Source organism: Mesobacillus thioparans (assembly GCF_965138835.1).
Classification (GTDB): Bacteria; Bacillota; Bacilli; order Bacillales; family Cytobacillaceae; genus Mesobacillus; species Mesobacillus thioparans.
Window position 1 is genome coordinate 452348 of sequence record NZ_CBCSFH010000001.1, and the last position, 15897, is coordinate 468244.

Here is a 15897-nt window from a genome sequence, read left to right on the forward strand (position 1 = left end):
GGCTTTAAACCTCAGCTTCAACCGGAAGCGGGATTGATTCCAGCAAATCCTCTACCACTTTTTCCGGTGTCATCGTCAGGGATGCCTCGGCAGACAGATAGATTCTGTGAGCCAGGACAAATGGAGCCATGTCCTTCACATCATTCGGCAGCACATAGTTTCGTCCCTGTACGAGTGCCCTGCCTTGAGCAGCTTTTACTAAAGCAAGCGTTCCACGCGGACTGATTCCTAATTCAATTGAACCATGATTCCTTGTTTCCCTTGTGATTTTCACCAAATACTCTTCAACCACATCGGTCAATTTGACATTCTTCATTTGCTGCTTAAGATAGCGGAAATCTTCCTCTTTTAAAACAGCATTAATCTCTGCAGCTGCCGTGCCGAACCTGTGCTTCTTGATCATTTCCCTTTCTTCTTTCGCATCTGGATACCCAAGAGAAAGTTTGATGAAGAACCGGTCCATCTGGGCAACAGGCAGCTGGAACGTACCTTGCTGTGACTCCACCGGATTTTGTGTTGCTATTACCAGGAAAGGAGTTTTCAACGGAATTGTATGCCCATCAATTGTGACCTGATGTTCCTCCATTGCTTCCAGCAGACTGGACTGAGTCCTTGGTGTTGCACGGTTAATTTCATCGGCAAGCAGGATATTGGTGAGCACAGGGCCTGGTTTTAATTCAAACTCCTGAAGCTTCGGATTGTAGAATTGGATGCCCGTTATGTCACTTGGCAATACATCCGGTGTAAATTGTACCCTGGAAAACTTTCCGGCTATAACGTTTGCGAATGTTTTCGCAAGAAGCGTTTTTCCAGTCCCCGGAACACTCTCCATAAGGATATGGCCGTCATTCAGTAGGGAAATCAACATCATCTCCACTTCCCGGTCACGTCCTATTACAATCTTACTCACTTCCTCCTTAAGCTGTTCAAGCTTGTCTCTCAACTCCATCCCAAATCCCCCTATAATAGTTTTATCTCTCTTATAAGCCTATGAGAAGTTTATCATCAGCAGGTAAATATGTGAATTTTCAAGTAATTCAATATGCAAAAAGGACACTGATTTAAGTGTCCTATAACATTCATTTTGGCAAAGCCTGAACTTTTTCCTGAAAAATATTTAACAGGCGATCAAGTTCCTGGCTGACTGATATGGTCTGTACGCTGAGAAAACCTGTTTCTTTTGCCGAGGATATCATTTCTCTGCGTTTTTGTTCGATGTCTTCCTTTATTTTCTTGCGGCATATAGTCTCCATCTGCGATCACCTCATCAGTCTATGTTAATATTTTACTACTATTCCACTAATAGGTATAGTGCATTTTACTCATTAACATTGAAATCGGGTCAGCTTCTTGGTTCATCCATATATTGATAAATGACATCCCCGCCTCTTTGGGCAATACCCCTGAATTGTTTAAAATCTTTCCTTTTCACAATCACTTCCCGGAAAATCATAAAATCCTGCTTTGCAACAAAGATTTCTTCAACCTCTCTATTTTGCAAACTTTCAAGCATCCTTTCAGCTTGTTCCTTGTCCATATTAAACACCCCTTATCAGGTTTAAGCTAAAACCATTTTATCTCCTATTGTTGAATTTGCAAATTCCTACAGGTCAGTTGTCGATTTGAATAATAATAATCAAATTTTTCTCTGGATGGAATTGTTATTTTTATATATAATGAACATTATAAATTGAATTTTCTAACTTTTAGATATGAAAATTTCGTGAACATTTAAAATTTTTCCTTTACGCTTCAAGATATTTAAGGCAAAATGTTAGTAATTCGAAATATAACGAAGGAGCGAGGTTATTTGAAGAAAGCCGATGTTGGAAATGTAATCGAATTCAAAGAAGGATTACAGGGTGTTGTAGAAAAGGTCAATGAGAATTCTGTCATTGTTGATTTGACTTATATGAACAATTTCAGGGATCTGGAATTAGACCAGCGCACGGTAATCAACCATAAAAACTATAAAATTGTAAAAGAAACAGCCTATTAATATATCTAACGCAGGAAGTTAAAAGCAGCCTTGGCTGCTTTTTCTTCTTTGTTATACATTCTTTTAACATCCTGCCTTTTTCAGATGTGCACAAATGACCTATTCTTTTGTTTCCTTGCCAGCCAATTCCTTGAAGGACTTGACTTTCCCATGTGGATGCTGGTCCTGTTTACGGACTGTCCAATTACGCTCTTTCTCGTGTTTGGATTGAGACATGATTTTCCCTCCCATCGTTTTTCGTTCTGTCTTAACATTCCCCATCTTGTAGAAATCATTTCCTTACAACTTTCATGAATTATTTGGTACAATAAATTTTGTTTCTGGAAAGGGGTTTATCGAGAATGAAGAAATGGATGGCGGATCCCAGACTGATTTTGGGCATTTTGATCGCACATCTTCTTATGTTTTTTACCTTCGAGGATAAAAATGTATTCTGGTATATATTCACAGCTTCAATGCTTATTCTTATCAGCTTTTCAATCATTCATGAGGAAATTGAGGACAAAGCGTCCACACTTTCTTATTTAACGATAGGTATTGTTTCAGGTGCAGGTTTGTTTGGCCTTTTCTGGTTCGGAAGCTTATTCATCGAATTGCTCAACCTGCCTTTTTCAGGTCAAATTACGCGCCTGTACAGCAGGTTTTCTCCTGAATTATTCTGGCATTATATCGTCCTTGTTTTGATTATCGCCCCGGGTGAGGAAATTTTCTGGCGTGGATTTATCCAAAAACGCCTGGGCCAAAACTTTGGAATGAAAATGACAATTGGTTTATCTGTGCTTTTATATGCTTCAGTCCATTTTTATTCCGGACAGCTCATCCTGATTTTAGCTGCAGTGATCGCCGGCCTGGCATGGAGTCTCTTATATGCCTGGAAACGAAGCCTGCCGCTCGTGATTGTATCCCATATTGTCTTTGATTTATTATTATTTGTTTTCCTGCCTTTAGGGTAGCATTGAAAATGACCCACGTTGGCTCGTGGGTCATTTTCATTATTGTCTGGAAAGCCTTGTCCGTGTTATTTTTTTAAGGGATTGTAACATTCGTTCTATTATTTCGTCTAAAATTGTAGAATGCAGCAAATGAAATGACAGGGGGTAATTTGACATGAAAAAATTAGTAAAACCAATCGCACTCATTGGCTTATCAGCATTATTCATCACTGGTTGCGGCTCAGGTGAACAGTCAGAAAAAGCAGAAAAGCAGGCACCTGAATCACAGCAGGCATCCGCCCCAGCTACATCGAACCAAGATCAGCAAGCGGCAGAAAAGGAAAAGAACAAGGATGCGGGCCTGATCCGGATCATGGAACAGAACCTTGAATATACATTGAACGGAGAACAGCAACAGCAAACCGGTTTTCTGAAGTATAATGATAACCAAAATTATTCAATGTATGTTTTGCCTGATTATGAATTGACAGCTGAAGAACCAAACAAGGATGTCCTGATGTTGACTGAGGATGACAGTATCTTTATGAGGATTGAATTGCTTCCGGCAGATGCAGAATGGCCAATGGTTGAAGAAAATGCAAAGGCTCAGCTGGCTGCAGTCGGTGATGAGGTAGAAGAAACTGAAACTCCTGAGGATCCATTTTTCACCAATGCCTGGGGAATGGAAACAAAAAACGAAGGTGACATTGTCACCACTTTCCTCATTAAAAATGAAGAACAGCCTTTGAAACTTACTCTTTTCACCAAAGAAGGCGCTGACCACCGTGATGCTTTCATCCAGATGGCAAAGACAATTATGAAGGAAGAAAAATGATCAAAAAAAGAAGGGGCATCACCCCTTCTTTTTTTATCGCTTTTTCGGATTGACTGGCTTCATCCATAGCAGAATGATGAAAACTAAACTGATATAGCCAAAAACGGGATACAGGAATGAAAGTAGTGTTCCATAATCAATCAAGCTGATGAAATAACAGATCAGGAATAGAAAAGAGACGATGAGCATGCTTGGCAGTTTGATATGTTTTTTGATTTGCCTTTCCAGACCATAAATATTGCCGATCACGGAGGTGAAGATCTCACCGTATACAATTAAGACAAATATCCAGTAAAGCCCGGCTGCCAGCTGCTTCATGACCACTGCCATAGGAATCTCGAATGTATCGAATCCCGGGAGCATGATCAAAGTCAGGTGACTTGAAAGCAAGATCAACGTCAGTGCAATCCCTCCAAGGATACCTCCCCACTTCACTGTATTATCATCCTTCATCTCTGCCGCTACAGGCACCAGCACTGCCTGGGCGAGAGACAGGTTCAGGGCAGTATAGGAAAACGGGCCAATAACTGCCTTCCAGCCGTCCTCGGCAAATGGAATGAACACAATCTGATTGATGAAACCTGGTAATCTGACGGACAGGAAGAAAAGAATAAGGCTGAAGAGAATCATCATTGGCACAACAAATGTATTTACGGCAAAAACGCCCTTCAATCCGACTACCATGACAGCTAGCGACAATGCAATGGTAATGAAGATGCCTAGTGATTTGGTCAATCCGAGCTGCTCCTCAAAAACTGCTCCTGCACCTGAAAGCATAACAGCGCATACACCAAGCAGCATGAATAGCATCATTATATTGATGATCCTTCCAAAAAAACTGCCGAATAAATGGACGTTCATTTCTTCATAAGAACTGGCTCCAATGGCCGCAGCAATCCGCATTAGTTTTGCACCCATATATGTAAGAATGTATCCAGCCATGAATACTCCAATTAACCCAAACAAGCCAAATCGCGAGAAGAATTCAACGATTTCCCTTCCGGTCGCAAAGCCGGCTCCTACCACAGTGCCGACATAAACGGCGGCAATTTGAAAGGCCGCACCCCAATTTGTTTTCAAAGCGTTCCCCTCCCTCTTTTTCAATATATGTAAGGAAAGACAAACCATGACGAGCTTTTTATTAAGCTCCTTTAGGAACGCAGTTGCTTTCACCTCAAAAAGTAAAACCGGCCTTTCCAAGGTTGAGAGTATAACTGAAGTTTTTTTAATTACCATAAATTCCCATGGGCAAACAACTTGAAAGTCAAAATAGGTCAAAGTATAATTAAGGTATATTGATCAAAGTTAGTCAAAGTCAAATACTGCTTAGGTCAAAGTTAAATGTTTATAAATTTGAAGGAGGAATTTAAATGCTTTGCCAAAATTGCCAGGAAAAACATGCGAATATCCAATTGAAAGTAAGCTTAAATGGTAACCAGAAGCATTTAATGCTCTGTGAAGACTGCTATATAAAAGAGAAAGAAAAATTAGGTTCTTCATTCGGCAGCCCTATATCCGGATTTAACGGCTTAGGGGGCTCGCCATTTAATGATATGTTCAAACAAGTCCCTGGAAATATGAACCCTGATCCTAACAATTCCAAAGCTGCTGCACCTAAGTCAACTGGGGGCGGGAACGGCTTTATTGACCAATACGGCAAAAACCTGACTCACATCGCCAAAACAGGGTTGATTGATCCGGTAATTGGCCGTGACGAAGAAGTGAAGCGTGTCATCGAAATTCTAAATAGAAGAAATAAAAACAATCCAGTATTGATCGGTGAGCCAGGTGTTGGTAAAACAGCGATCGCCGAAGGACTTGCCTTGAAGATTGTTGAAGGTTCTGTACCGGAGAAATTGAAGCATAAGGAAGTCTATCTTCTTGATGTCGCGTCAATGGTATCGAACACAGGAATCCGCGGCCAATTTGAAGAACGGATGAAACAATTGATTTCTGAACTTCAAGCGCGAAAAAATATCATCCTATTCATCGATGAAATCCACCAGCTTGTTGGTGCAGGCTCGGCAGAAGGCTCAATGGATGCAGGCAATATCCTTAAGCCCGCACTTGCTCGCGGCGAACTCCAGGTAGTCGGTGCGACAACCCTGAAGGAATACCGGCAAATCGAAAAAGATGCTGCGCTTGAAAGACGTTTCCAGCCGGTCCATGTTTTAGAACCGACAGTGGACGAAGCAATTCTGATCCTGAAAGGAATCCAATCCAAGTATGAGGACTTCCATCAGGTTAACTTTGATGAGGTTGCAATAAATGCTTGTGTTCAGCTTTCTCATCGCTACATCCAGGACCGTTTTCTTCCTGATAAAGCCATTGATTTAATGGATGAAGCAGGCTCCAGGCTGAACCTTGTCTCAGACTACACAGACAAAAATGATGCAGAGAACCGCCTTGCTGCCATTGCAAGGGAAAAAGAAGAAGCCTTGAAGCAGGAAGACTATGAAACTGCCGCGAAGCTCCGTGATGAAGAAATCAAGCTGGAAAAAGCGATCAATGATGACAGCAATATTGAACGCCCTATCGTCACCATCCAGCATATCCAGGAAATCATTGAGCAGAAGACCGGCATTCCAGTCGGCAAGCTTCAAGAAGATGAGCAGGAAAAAATGAAGAATCTAACATCGAACCTCAACAGCAAGGTCATCGGGCAAGAAGACGCCGTAAAAAAGGTGGCCAAGGCAATCCGCCGCAGCCGTGCAGGTTTGAAATCAAAGAACCGTCCGATTGGTTCATTCCTGTTCGTCGGCCCAACTGGTGTCGGTAAGACGGAGCTGACTAAGACTTTGGCAGAGGAATTATTTGGTTCAAAGGATGCAATGGTCCGTCTTGACATGAGTGAGTATATGGAAAAGCACAGCGTATCGAAGCTGATTGGTTCTCCTCCAGGGTATGTAGGCCACGACGAAGCTGGCCAGTTGACTGAAAAAGTCCGACGCAATCCCTACAGCATCATTTTACTGGACGAAATCGAAAAAGCTCATCCTGATGTACAGCATATGTTCTTGCAAATTCTCGAAGATGGGCGTCTGACTGACAGCCAAGGTCGGACTGTAAGCTTTAAAGATACCGTCATCATCATGACAAGCAACGCAGGTGTTGGCCATAAAACCATCAAGGTGGGTTTTGACCAAAGTAATGCTGTCAATGAATCAAGCATTCTCGAGTCACTTGGCGGATTCTTCAAGCCGGAATTCCTGAACCGCTTCGACAGTATCATAGAATTCAAGTCTCTCGAGAAGGAACACCTTCTCCAGATCGTTGACTTAATGCTTGCTGAACTGAAAGGAACACTTGCAGAGCAGAACATCAACCTGGAAGTGACGTTGGAAGTGAAGGAAAAGCTTACTGAACTTGGATACCATCCAGCATTCGGTGCCCGCCCGCTCCGTCGCTCCATCCAGGAACAGCTGGAGGATTCAATTGCCGATTTCATCCTTGAAGCACCAGATTCAAACCAGTTGGAAGCAGTCATCGAAAATGACCAGATTACCATCAAGCAAAAATAATGATGATTTGATGCCCGAAGTATAGCTGCTTCGGGTTTTTTTTATTTTTTTACAGTTTAAAAATGAAAACTACATATAAGACATATAGAATAGAGTCATAGCTTTATATAGAAAAGAGGTAATCATTAATGGGGTTTTTGACAAGATTCAGTCTTAAAAATGCATTCGCCGTATTCATCATTTCATTTTTACTGATACTTGGCGGTCTATATTCCTTCACCAGGCTAAAGGTTGACTTGCTGCCAAATATCGAATTTCCTCAGCTTTCTGTGGAAGTCATCTATCCAGGAGCATCTCCGCAGGATATCAATGAACAAGTAACCGAGAAGCTAGAAACAAAATTCAAAGGCATAGATGGCATTAAAAAAATGCAAAGCTCATCATTCGAAAGCATCGCTATCATCAATCTGGAATTCCCTTTTGATGCTCAGCTGGATGATGCTGAACAGCAGGTCAACACCTTCATTAAGGAAGCCGGACTGCCTGAGAATGTACAGACAAGTGTAAACAGGTTCTCGTTTGGCACTTTCCCGATCTTCAATATTTCATTGTTCGCTAAAGGTGATCAAGATCTGGAGCAGCTGGTGAACGAAGAAATCATTCCTGAATTGAATAAAATCCAGGGAATCAATAGTGTTTCTGTTGGCGGCATGACAGAAGATATCCTTCAGATCACCGTTGACCAGAAAAAAGCAGCCCAGCTGGCGCTCAGTTTGAATGAGATTAAAGAAACAATCGATTCCAAAAGATTGAGCTTCCCTGCAGGAAACCTGAATGAAAACGAAATCCAGGTGCCAGTACGGGTGCAGGAAAAGATAGAAAAAATCAATGAGCTTGAAAATCTGGTCATCAAATCAAAATTCGCACCAGATGCTCCTCCGGTAAAACTGAGTCAGATTGCTACAATCGATGTTGTAACCGAGAAACCGGAAATTACCCGTTATAACGAAAAAGAATCATTATCAATGGCTATTACAAAAAAACAGGACGCGAATACAGTTGAGGTTGCCGAGAAGGTTTTATCTGTCATTGACAGTTATGATGATCGCCTCGAATACGCAATTGGCTTTGATTCTGCTGAAGGAATTGAAAAATCGGTCAATACGCTCGTCAAGGAAGGATTGCTCGGGGCCCTGTTCGCTTCAGTTGCCGTATTGATTTTCCTGAGGAATTTCCGGGCGACGATTATCGCGATTGTTTCCATCCCGCTGTCCTTACTGATTTCATCGATTTTCCTGAACCAGCTTGATATTTCATTGAATATCATGACCCTAGGCGGAATGGCTGTGGCAGTAGGACGTGTCGTCGATGACAGCATCGTCGTCATTGAGAATATCTTCCGGAGAGTACGGAAAACTAATCAGGGCATGACAGATGATCTGATTCAGGATTCCACAAAGGAAATCCTGAAGGCCATCACCTCATCCACGATTACAACCGTTGTAGTTTTCTTGCCGCTCGGCCTTGTCGGCGGAATCACAGGAGAATTCTTCTTGCCTTTCGCACTGACGATAGTATTTTCACTGCTCGCTTCATTGATTGTTGCCGTCACGATCGTACCGATCCTGGCTAAATTCTCTTTTAAGAGGGTGCCAAAGGAAGAAAAAGAAGGTGCAATCCAAAGAGCATATGCTTCTTCCATCAGGTGGTCCCTGAGCCATAAAACGCTTGTGATCTTCCTGTCGATTGCTTTGCTTGCGGGTTCAGGGTTCCTTGTCAAAGGACTTGGTTTCACGTTCATACCGAACGAAGAGCAAAAGCTGCTTGTGGCTACATTCCAGCTGCCTTCTTCAACCACACTGGAAAAAACGAATGAAATTTCGTTGAAAGTCGAGAATATGTTCGCTGAACAAAAAGAAATCAATGATGTAACCGTTGGAATCGGAAGCCGTGACTTCCAGACTGGTCTAAAACGCCAGAATCAGGCGAACTATTTTATCAGTCTTGGAGAAGGCGTGAGTGTGTCTGAATTCATTCCAATGCTCGAAAAAGAAATGGAAGAAACCGTCCTATCCATCGAACCGGATGCAAAGATAGGTATTCAGGAACAGTCAACAGGAGGTCCTCCTTCCAATAACAATGTAAATATCGACTTATATTCTACTGATCTTTCTGCCTTACAGGATGCAGCAGCAAAAGTCGAAGATTATATGAACAAACAGAACGACTTAAAATACGTGTCTAACAATTTTTCTGAAAAACAGAAACAGGTACTTGTTGATATCAACCCTGAGAAGACAGCACAACTGGGTCTCTCCGGCTTTCAGATTCTCGGCACGATCACTGATAAAACAAAACCCGTTGATGCAGGCACCATGCAGCTCGATGGCGAGGATCGAAAAGTTTCGATTACTTATGATGAGCAGTCCGAAACAATCGAAGATTTAAAGAATACAATGATTTTCACCCAGCAAGGACCAGTTCCAATCACAGAAATCGCCAAGATCACCGAGACAGAAGCATTTACCTCCATTCAGAAACTGGATGGCAAAATCTTCGCCCGGGTTTCTGCCCAGATCGATTCTAATGACATCAGGGCCGTTTCAACCGCTGTCATTGACGGTGTCAACAATGACCTCGACCTTCCAGATGGCGTCTCCCTTGAAGGCGGCGGTGGAAGCGATGAAACGATTGAAACCTTCACTCAACTGGGCATCGCCATGGTTGTGGCCATCGGGCTTGTCTACTTGACGATGCTGATTACCTTCGGGCAGGCAAGGATCCCGTTCATCATCCTGTCATCGCTGATCTTCGTCCCAATCGGTTCCCTGCTGGGATTGTGGATTGCCGATGAGCCAATGTCAGTCAGTGTGATGATCGGCTTGCTGATGCTGATCGGAATCGTTACGACCAATGCCATTGTCATGGTCGACCGAATTGGCCAGAACCGAACTGAAAAAGGAATGCCTGTACGTGAAGCGTTGATCGAGGCAGGAATCACAAGGCTCCGCCCAATCCTGATGACCGCTTTTGCGACAATCGCGGCATTGATTCCATTGGCACTGACTACCTCATCAGGCACCCTGATTTCAAAAGGGCTGGCAGTAACCGTAATCGGAGGACTCACCTCCTCCACCCTGCTGACATTGATTCTGATCCCAGTGATCTATGAAATCTTCTTTTTCAGACAGGTGAAAAAAGAGCGCAATATGTAAAAGTGAAGCCCGCATATCGTTGCGGGCTTTTCTTATTGAATTAGCATGATGGAAAACATGTTATGCCCCATCCGAGAGATGTTGTATTCCAAAAGCCACGAATCCTCTAGCGCTCATTTATCAGGAGGGCTATTGATGACCTATTTTTGTCGGATTCTTTAAAAGTGGGCACCAACATGGGCTAATGGTGAACTATTTTCTCCTGATCCGCAAAAGTGGGTTCCAATATGGACTAATGGTGACCTATTTTCTTCTAATCCTCAAAATGTGTGCACCAATTAGGGCTATTGATTACCTATTTTCTTCTGGTCCTCAAAAAGTGGGCACCAATAACCTCTCCCCTTTTATCCCAGAAAACGCAATTGCAGGCAGACAGAAACAAAAAAAACTGCAGCCAAACTGGATTTCCATCAAGTTTGGCTGCAGTCTATAATCTTGCCCTCAGGCGTCATTTTCCTTTTTACAGTTCACTGTCCTCGACTGATTCCAGCCAGCTGTCGATTTCGCCAATCACTGACTCGACACAGCCTTCTTCAAACGGTGAAATCAGGTTCGCTTCCTTCACAAGATCGGTGAATGCCATGCTTCCGCCGAGCTGGCAAAGGCGTGCGTAATCTTTCCACGCTTCTTCCTTGTTTTCCCTTGAGCGCTTCCAGAATTGGAATGCACATATTTGTGCAAGCGTGTAATCAATATAGTAGAATGGGGAGTTATAAATATGGCCCTGACGCTGCCAGAATCCACCTTCTTCCAGATAGGCATTGCCATCATAATCTTTATGCGGCTGATATTTTTTCTCGATTTCGCGCCATTGCTGTTTTCTCTCTGCAGGTGTCGCCTCAGGGTTTTCGTAAACCCAGTGCTGGAATTCGTCTACAGAAACACCATATGGCAGGAACAGTAAGCCGCTGCTCAGGTGAGAGAATTTGTATTTATCGGTATCTTCTTTGAAAAATAAATCCATCCATGGCCATGTGAAGAATTCCATGCTCATTGAGTGTATTTCACATGCTTCATATGTTGGCCAATTGTATTCGGGAATCTCGAAATGGCGGCTTGAGTAAACCTGGAAGGCATGCCCCGCTTCGTGTGTCAGGACATCAATGTCCCCGGATGTTCCATTGAAATTCGAGAATATGAACGGTGACTTATAGTTTTCAATATAAGTGCAGTAGCCCCCGCCGGCTTTCCCTTTCTTGGCAACGAGATCCATCAGGTTATTGTCGTTCATATATTTGAAGAACTCACCTGTTTCAGCGGAAAGTTCATCATACATCTTCTGGCCGTTTTCAATGATCCATTCCGGGCTGCCCTTTGGTGCAGCATTACCCGTCTTGAAACCAAATGGCTCATCATAATATTTCAATTCATCGACGCCGATCCGATTTTTCTGGCGATCCTTCAGCTTGGTCGCGACCGGTACGATGTATTTATGGACCTGATCACGGAATGCCGCTACCATGCTGCTGTCATAATCGGTACGGAACATCCGGTAGTAAGCCAGCTCGACAAAGTTGCTGTAGCCAAGCTTATGTGCCATTTCCGTCCTTACTTTGACTAGCTCATCATAAATGCGGTCAAATTCTTCGCCATGCTCGGAGAAGAAGGCGAATTTTGCTTCACTGGCTTTTTTCCTTGTTTCACGGTCTTTTGACTCTGTAAATGGATCAAGCTGAGCAAGTGTCCTTTCTTCGCCCTCGAACATGATTTTGGCAGAAGCAACAAGCTTTGTATATTGAGTGGACAACCTGTTCTCCTTTTGCATCAAAGGAACAATCTCAGGTGAAAATTGCTTCAATTGTGCGTCAGCAAGAGCAAACAGCTGCTTACCCCACTTCGCTTCAAGCTCGTCACGGTATGGAGATGATACAAGTGCTTCATAATATTTTGTCACAAGACCTTCTACCTCTGGTGCCAATTCATCAAGAAAATCCTGTTCTTGCTTATAGAATTCATCATCCGTATCAATCGAATGACGGATATAGCAAAGATTGAACATCGTTCCAACATCATTTCGCAACTCGTTGATCCCATCCATTGCCACACTTTGATCTTCAACCGATCCGGCATTCTTGAATTCTTCGAGCAGCTGATCGAATTTGGCAGTCACTTCGTCCAAATTCGGTCGTGTATATGTATATTCCTCGAATCTCATTGTATTGCCCCCTTTATCTATATAAGGGTGAAAATCCACCCCATCTCCATCCTATTCTACGGAAAGCCCCTTTTTTCCTGTTTTATGACATGTCTTTTCTAAATATTTTTGCCAGGATAACAAAAAAAACGGCATTAGCCGTCTTTTTAATATTTGCTTACCGAAAGCCCCAGTTTTTTTAACAGCTCAATCGCAGTGCCTTTTTCAGCGTTTGACAGGCTGTCCATTAATTCGTGAATCAAAGCACTGTGTTCAGGAAAAATTTCTTCTATCAATTTTTTCCCGTCTTCAGAGATTTTGGCGTATGTCACCCTTCTATCTTTAGGACAGGCAACCCGATTCAAGAAACCCTTTTCTTCGAGCTTATCGACTACATAGGTGATACTGCCGCTTGCCAGCAGGATCTTACCGCCGATTTGCTGCAATGGCTGCTCCCCTTTATGGTATAGAAGCTCGAGGACGGCGAACTCGGTTGGGTTCAGTCCATTCTTTTGAATGACTTTGTTCACTTTTTCGTTAACTGCCCGGTATGCTCTGGACAATACGATAAATAATTTTAAAGATTTTTCTGTCTCATTGTTCATGCGTCACTTCATTCCTTTACCTTTAACGACTAATCCATAACTAGAGTATATCTGAATTTGTTGTTTTTATCAGTAATTCCCTTAATTTTATCATGAAAAACTATTTCATTTCATCATCTGAGCGAAACACCAAAATAGATTATCAATTACAACAAGTTTAAAAACCTGTATAATGAGGGAAAAATACGGTCATCTGTACAGACTGAAGGTATTTTCGCTTTTTAAGAAAATCGCCTACAACAAAAAAATTGGGAGTGTCTTGGATGAAAAAAGGGTTAGGAATTGTTATTGGTTTATTGGTAATACTGGGTATTTTCATCATGATGGGGGTTGGCAGCTACAATAACTTTGTCGCTGAAGAAGAGAATGTCGATCGGGCCTACGCCCAGGTAGAGAACCAGCTGCAGAGAAGGCTGGACTTGATCCCGAATCTGGTGAATTCAGTCAAAGGATATGCATCACATGAAAAAGAAGTGATTCAATCGATCTCTGATGCCCGCGCAAGGCTGGCTGGCGCAAATACACCAGAAGAGCAGGCAACCGCGAATGCTGAATTGTCAGGTGCATTGAGCAGATTGTTAGTTGTGGTGGAAAACTATCCAGACCTGAAAGCTGACAAGCAATTCACACAATTGATGGACGAACTTGCCGGCACCGAAAACAGACTGGCAGTGGCGAGGAAGGATTATAACGACCAGGTGTCCATATATAATAAAAAGGTTAAACAATTTCCAGGTGCCCTTATCGCAAACATAACAGGATTTGACGAAAAGGAATATTTCAAAGCAGACCCTCGGGCACAGGAAGCCCCTGAGGTTGACTTTGGAGGCTGATGATGACTCACAATAGATTCCCCGGCTTGGCAGTACTGCTTGGCATCCTGCTCTTGCTGCTTCCTTCCGGTGCAATCGCGGCACCAAATGAGATACCGGCACCTGTTGGAGATATCTATGTCCAGGATTTCGCGAACATTTTAAGTGAAAATGAAGAAATCCAATTACGAACCATTGGCCGCTCGATAGATGACCAGACAACATCACAGATTGCTGTTCTAACGGTAGACTCAATTGGAGAGAGAAGCATCGAGGAATTTTCAGTTGATGCCTACCGTAAATTTGGCCTCGGAACGAAAGAAAATGATAATGGCGTCCTGCTTGTGATGGCCATGCAGGAAAAGAAAATCAGGATTGAGGTTGGTTATGGCCTTGAGGGTGTCATTCCCGATGGCAAGGCAGGGAGAATCCTTGATGAATATGCGATCCCCCACCTGAAGAATAACCAGCCAAACCTGGCAGTGATGAATACGTACCAGGCACTCGCAAACGAGGTATCAGGTACGAACGAATATGGCAGCGCCCCGAAGTCTGGCGAGCAGCAACAGGATCTGCCCATTCCTTCCTGGCTGCTAATCATCATTGTCATCGGCGTAATCATCCTTGATTTCACCTTCTTTGGCGGTACCCTTACCTATTTGCTTTTGTCGATCATTTCTAGAGGCGGCGGAGGCGGTGGTGGTGGACCCCGGGGAGGAGGAGGCGGTTCCTCTGGCGGCGGTGGAGCAAGCCGCGGCTGGTAAGCAGCAGCATCTATTCCTTTCTAAGGTTCCGATTAAAAACAGGAAAACACCAGCAGCGGTTTCTCTGGTGTTTTTTGTGTTGATCCATTCTTCAGCTGATTGCCATTATTGGCTCTTTACATTTAATTCGTTCCGCAATCTCATCCATCATCGCCAGCAATTTTTCGTCTCTGTCCTCTGGCGCGATTTTTTTTTGCAAGACTGCATACAGGACAACATCCCTAAGCATCAGGAACAGTGGGACCTGCTCTTTCCATCCTTCCGGGAGCCGATTCCCTTTCTGGTACCCCTTGATGAATGAATCCAGAAACGCTTGCCCAAAACGCTGACGCTCCTCTTTTTCACTGGCGGGAATCGGATAAAGCAAGGAATAATACAAAGGAATGGCGATGTCGGATGCAAACCAATGGTAACTGGCATCATCAAAATCAAACAAATGAATCTCTTCCCCATCATAAAAGAAATTGCCGGAATGGATATCGGTATGGATGACTCCAAAATTATCGATATTTTTCGGAAGCGATGAAATAGCCGAGATTACCACTTGTGCATTCTGGATCAATTCCCGCTCTTCAGCAGGATAATACTTTTCAACCTGAAGTAGGTCATCTTCATCCCAGCTGCTGCGTCTTTTGATGCCTTCGGATGGCTGATAGTCCCTGGTTGCCCTGTGCATCCTTCCCGTCGTTTCCCCCCACTTTTCAAACAGTACATGATTGAACTCCTCTGAACGGACAGAGACAGCCTTTCCCTCTGCTTTTGAGTATAAACATCCGTAAAAAATACTGCTATCCTCTGCTGCTGCTTCTTCAACCAGACTTCCGCTTAACGAAGGAAAGACCTCCGGCACATACAGGCCTTCACGGTATAAATGTCTCATCCAGTCGAGTTCGGATAGAATCTCATCCTTATTGCGATGGGTATTATGAGTGATCCGCAAAATATACGGCTGTCCCTCTCTATAGGTTTCAAAAACATAATTCTCGAAATCCCCTAGCTTTTTCACTTTTTCCTCTAATCCGAAACGCTCCAGGAAATCATTCAGCAGATCCCCGGTCATCAATGAATTCACGGTCTGTTCCATGTATCCATCTCCCCCTTTAAATAATCTGTATATTCTCAAGTTATATTAGACCATAA

At 43.2% G+C, this 15897-nt stretch carries 15 protein-coding genes; 7 read left to right on the top strand and 8 right to left on the bottom strand.

Going from position 1 to position 15897, the window contains the following annotated elements; all coding sequences use genetic code 11:
* Positions 1–4 precede the first annotated feature (4 nt).
* From ACNAZ4_RS02375 to ACNAZ4_RS02385, 3 genes are all read right to left on the bottom strand, one after another.
* Complete coding sequence (locus tag ACNAZ4_RS02375; RefSeq protein ID WP_415812583.1) at positions 5–949, bottom strand: AAA family ATPase; 945 nt, start codon at positions 947–949, stop codon at positions 5–7.
* A 130-nt stretch (positions 950–1079) separates the two neighbouring features.
* Positions 1080–1253 (bottom strand): Spo0E family sporulation regulatory protein-aspartic acid phosphatase, encoded by a 174-nt coding sequence (locus ACNAZ4_RS02380; protein ID WP_415812584.1) that lies wholly within the window; start codon positions 1251–1253, stop codon positions 1080–1082.
* 89 nt (positions 1254–1342) lie between these two features.
* Complete coding sequence (locus ACNAZ4_RS02385; protein ID WP_415812585.1) at positions 1343–1537, bottom strand: hypothetical protein; 195 nt, start codon at positions 1535–1537, stop codon at positions 1343–1345.
* Between the two features lie 273 nt (positions 1538–1810).
* Between ACNAZ4_RS02385 and ACNAZ4_RS02390 the strand changes: the two genes are divergently transcribed.
* Positions 1811–1999, top strand: coding sequence for a YkvS family protein (locus ACNAZ4_RS02390; RefSeq protein WP_102262010.1), 189 nt, complete (start codon positions 1811–1813; stop codon positions 1997–1999).
* 99 nt (positions 2000–2098) lie between these two features.
* Here ACNAZ4_RS02390 and ACNAZ4_RS02395 read toward each other — a convergent pair whose 3' ends face one another.
* Positions 2099–2215: a DUF6254 family protein gene (locus ACNAZ4_RS02395; protein WP_415812586.1), complete on the bottom strand. Its 117-nt coding sequence runs from the start codon at positions 2213–2215 to the stop codon at positions 2099–2101.
* A 125-nt stretch (positions 2216–2340) separates the two neighbouring features.
* On the opposite strand from ACNAZ4_RS02395, the gene ACNAZ4_RS02400 reads away from it, so the two are divergent.
* Together ACNAZ4_RS02400 and ACNAZ4_RS02405 are read left to right on the top strand one after the other, a co-directional pair.
* Positions 2341–2952: a CPBP family intramembrane glutamic endopeptidase gene (locus ACNAZ4_RS02400; RefSeq protein WP_415812587.1), complete on the top strand. Its 612-nt coding sequence runs from the start codon at positions 2341–2343 to the stop codon at positions 2950–2952.
* A gap of 154 nt (positions 2953–3106) precedes the next feature.
* Positions 3107–3766, top strand: a complete 660-nt coding sequence (locus ACNAZ4_RS02405) for a flagellar basal body-associated FliL family protein (RefSeq protein ID WP_415812588.1) — start codon at positions 3107–3109, stop codon at positions 3764–3766.
* A 33-nt stretch (positions 3767–3799) separates the two neighbouring features.
* On the opposite strand, the gene ACNAZ4_RS02410 is transcribed toward ACNAZ4_RS02405, so the two are convergent.
* A complete protein-coding gene (locus ACNAZ4_RS02410; RefSeq protein WP_415812589.1) occupies positions 3800–4846 on the bottom strand; it encodes a YkvI family membrane protein in 1047 nt (348 codons plus the stop codon).
* Between the two features lie 290 nt (positions 4847–5136).
* Between ACNAZ4_RS02410 and ACNAZ4_RS02415 the strand changes: the two genes are divergently transcribed.
* Together ACNAZ4_RS02415 and ACNAZ4_RS02420 are read left to right on the top strand one after the other, a co-directional pair.
* Positions 5137–7287 (top strand): ATP-dependent Clp protease ATP-binding subunit, encoded by a 2151-nt coding sequence (locus ACNAZ4_RS02415; RefSeq protein ID WP_415812590.1) that lies wholly within the window; start codon positions 5137–5139, stop codon positions 7285–7287.
* Between the two features lie 128 nt (positions 7288–7415).
* Positions 7416–10442, top strand: coding sequence for an efflux RND transporter permease subunit (locus ACNAZ4_RS02420; protein WP_415812591.1), 3027 nt, complete (start codon positions 7416–7418; stop codon positions 10440–10442).
* A gap of 460 nt (positions 10443–10902) precedes the next feature.
* On the opposite strand, the gene ACNAZ4_RS02425 is transcribed toward ACNAZ4_RS02420, so the two are convergent.
* Entirely contained in the window at positions 10903–12597 is a 1695-nt protein-coding gene (locus tag ACNAZ4_RS02425) for a M3 family oligoendopeptidase (protein ID WP_415812592.1), read from the bottom strand.
* A 146-nt stretch (positions 12598–12743) separates the two neighbouring features.
* Entirely contained in the window at positions 12744–13181 is a 438-nt protein-coding gene (locus ACNAZ4_RS02430; protein ID WP_415812593.1) for a MarR family winged helix-turn-helix transcriptional regulator, read from the bottom strand.
* Between the two features lie 263 nt (positions 13182–13444).
* Here ACNAZ4_RS02430 and ACNAZ4_RS02435 point away from each other — a divergent pair, with 263 nt between their 5' ends.
* The gene (locus ACNAZ4_RS02435) at positions 13445–14014 is read left to right on the top strand and encodes a LemA family protein (RefSeq protein WP_415812594.1); all 570 of its coding nucleotides are present in this window, start codon (positions 13445–13447) and stop codon (positions 14012–14014) included.
* Entirely contained in the window at positions 14014–14757 is a 744-nt protein-coding gene (locus ACNAZ4_RS02440; protein ID WP_415812595.1) for a TPM domain-containing protein, read from the top strand. The genes ACNAZ4_RS02435 and ACNAZ4_RS02440 overlap by 1 nt, the downstream gene beginning before the upstream one ends.
* A gap of 91 nt (positions 14758–14848) precedes the next feature.
* Here ACNAZ4_RS02440 and ACNAZ4_RS02445 read toward each other — a convergent pair whose 3' ends face one another.
* The gene (locus ACNAZ4_RS02445; RefSeq protein WP_415812597.1) at positions 14849–15841 is read right to left on the bottom strand and encodes a phosphotransferase enzyme family protein; all 993 of its coding nucleotides are present in this window, start codon (positions 15839–15841) and stop codon (positions 14849–14851) included.
* Between the last annotated feature and the right edge of the window lie 56 nt (positions 15842–15897).

Coding starts and splice junctions, on each gene's coding strand:
- ACNAZ4_RS02395 (WP_415812586.1), bottom strand. CDS start 2,215: ATGTCTCAATCCAAACACGAGAAAGAGCGTAATTGGACAGTCCGTAAA.
- ACNAZ4_RS02415 (WP_415812590.1), top strand. CDS start 5,137: ATGCTTTGCCAAAATTGCCAGGAAAAACATGCGAATATCCAATTGAAA.
- ACNAZ4_RS02385 (WP_415812585.1), bottom strand. CDS start 1,537: ATGGACAAGGAACAAGCTGAAAGGATGCTTGAAAGTTTGCAAAATAGA.
- ACNAZ4_RS02380 (WP_415812584.1), bottom strand. CDS start 1,253: ATGGAGACTATATGCCGCAAGAAAATAAAGGAAGACATCGAACAAAAA.
- ACNAZ4_RS02430 (WP_415812593.1), bottom strand. CDS start 13,181: ATGAACAATGAGACAGAAAAATCTTTAAAATTATTTATCGTATTGTCC.
- ACNAZ4_RS02440 (WP_415812595.1), top strand. CDS start 14,014: ATGATGACTCACAATAGATTCCCCGGCTTGGCAGTACTGCTTGGCATC.
- ACNAZ4_RS02405 (WP_415812588.1), top strand. CDS start 3,107: ATGAAAAAATTAGTAAAACCAATCGCACTCATTGGCTTATCAGCATTA.
- ACNAZ4_RS02400 (WP_415812587.1), top strand. CDS start 2,341: ATGAAGAAATGGATGGCGGATCCCAGACTGATTTTGGGCATTTTGATC.
- ACNAZ4_RS02375 (WP_415812583.1), bottom strand. CDS start 949: ATGGAGTTGAGAGACAAGCTTGAACAGCTTAAGGAGGAAGTGAGTAAG.
- ACNAZ4_RS02445 (WP_415812597.1), bottom strand. CDS start 15,841: ATGGAACAGACCGTGAATTCATTGATGACCGGGGATCTGCTGAATGAT.
- ACNAZ4_RS02425 (WP_415812592.1), bottom strand. CDS start 12,597: ATGAGATTCGAGGAATATACATATACACGACCGAATTTGGACGAAGTG.
- ACNAZ4_RS02435 (WP_415812594.1), top strand. CDS start 13,445: ATGAAAAAAGGGTTAGGAATTGTTATTGGTTTATTGGTAATACTGGGT.
- ACNAZ4_RS02420 (WP_415812591.1), top strand. CDS start 7,416: ATGGGGTTTTTGACAAGATTCAGTCTTAAAAATGCATTCGCCGTATTC.